The organism is Bradyrhizobium sp. P2_E8, from assembly GCF_056403875.1.
Map to the genome: position 1 here is coordinate 1 of NZ_JBFUES010001253.1, position 1880 is coordinate 1880.

At 66.2% G+C, this 1880-nt stretch carries 2 protein-coding genes; both read right to left on the minus strand.

Annotated features, from left to right (window positions below):
* A partial coding sequence (locus AC1D00_RS39220; protein ID WP_477014369.1) for a cation diffusion facilitator family transporter occupies nucleotides 1–580 on the minus strand: 580 nt, incomplete at its 3' end.
* 263 nt (nucleotides 581–843) lie between these two features.
* Nucleotides 844–1812 carry a quinone oxidoreductase family protein gene (locus AC1D00_RS39225; RefSeq protein ID WP_477014370.1) on the minus strand — a complete coding sequence of 323 codons (969 nt, stop codon included), beginning with the start codon at nucleotides 1810–1812 and terminating at the stop codon, nucleotides 844–846.
* Nucleotides 1813–1880 lie beyond the last annotated feature (68 nt).

Here is a 1880-nt window from a genome sequence, read left to right on the forward strand (position 1 = left end):
GGCCGAGCGCGGCGATCATCACCGCGACCGCCGCGGCGGCCGCCGCGTCGCCCCACCAGAAGCCGAGAGCGGCGAGGATCAGGCCCACGATCACGGCGAAGGAGCCCATGACGTCGGAGGCGAAATGCAGCGCGTCGGCGGCGAGCGCCTGGCTGCGCGTTTCCCGCGCGGCGCGGTGCAGGGCGCGGGCGCGCCACAGGTTGACGACGATGTCGATCACCAGCACCACGAACGGCACGGCCGAAATGGTCGGCGGCGGGGTTCCCTCGCGCAGCCGGCTGTAGGACTCGACCAGGATGCCGCCGGCGAGCACGTAGAGCAGGGCGGTGACGCCGAGCGCGGAAATGCTCTCCAGCTTGCCGTGGCCGTAATGGTGCTCGTCGTCGGCCGGCTTGTCGGACACCCGCACCACCGCCCAGGTGATGATGGTCGCGATCAGGTCGACCGAGGAGTGCAGCGCTTCCGAGATCAGCGCGAGCGAGCCGATGGCGACGCCGACCACGAACTTGGCCGCCGCCATGCCGCCGCTGGCGAAGATCGAGATGGCCGCGACCGAGGTTTTGCTGTGCTGTGCGCTCATGGCCGGGGATTTAGCAGCCTAGGGCTGAACATCAAGCGATGATCCACAGCTGTAGTCGCAAGTGAGTTGCAGGAGCGAAGCCATTGCGAATGCTTCCGAATTGAATGCTCGCTGATGCTACTTGCTCCGTCATGCCCGGGCTTGTCCCGGGCATCCACGTTCTTGGTGCCGGGCGGTAAAGACGTGGATGGCCGGGTCATTTTGGCAAAGAGGCGCTTCGCGCTTTTGCCCGGCCATGACGAGTGGAGAGAGATCGGCAACCCTCACAACGTCACAACAATCTTCCCCAGATGCTTGTTCGCCTCCATGTGCTCGAACGCCTTGTCGATGTCGGCGAATGCAAACACCTTGTCGATCGGCAGTTGCAGCTTTCGCGATTCCACCGCGCCCCAGATGTCCTTGCGGACCTCCTCGAAGATCTCGCGGACCTCCTCGACGGTGCGGGTGCGGAAGGTGACGCCGACATAGTCGATGCGGCGCGCGGCGTGCAGGTCGAAGTTGAAATCGGCGTGGGTGCCGCCGAGCCGGCCGACATTGACGATGCGRCCCTTGATCCTGGTGGCGGCGAGGTTCTGGTTGGCGAGCTTGCCGGAGACCTGGTCGACGATGAGATCGACGCCTTCGCCGCTCGTCGCCTTCAGCACCTCCTCGACCCATTTGGGATCGGAGGAGTCGACGGCGAGGTCGGCGCCGTACTCCGTCAGCCGGCCGCGCCGATAGGCGTCGGTCGACGAGCCGATCACGAGCCCTGCGCCCTTGAGCTTGGCGATCTGCATCGCCATCAGGCCGACGCCGGAGCTGGCGCCCTGGATCAGCACGCTCTGGCCCGACTGCACGCCGCCGACGGTGACGACCGCGTTGTGCATGGTTGCGAGCGCGACCGGCAGGGTGGCGGCTTCCTCGAAATTCATGTTCGACGGTGCGCGGAACAGCCGGCCGTGATCGGCCAGCGTGTACTCGGCAAATGCCGCCCCGCCCGAGCCCATGATGCGGTCGCCGACCTTCACGCCCTTGGCATCCGGTCCGAGCTCGGCGACCTCGCCGGCCCATTCCATGCCGAGCACGGTGCCGGCCCCGCCGGCCGCACCATGGGCGTGACCCTTGCGCATGCCGGTGTCGGCGCGGTTCAGCCCGCAGGCACGGACGCGGACGAGCACTTGTGTGCCTTTAGGCTTTGGTTGAGCGACGTCGGAAATGCGAGCGCCTTCAGGGCCGTAGACGTAAGCTTTCATGAATTGCTCGATGGCGTTTGAGGAACTGGTTTAACCGGACGTAGGACTCTTCGCCTCTCCCCGCTTGC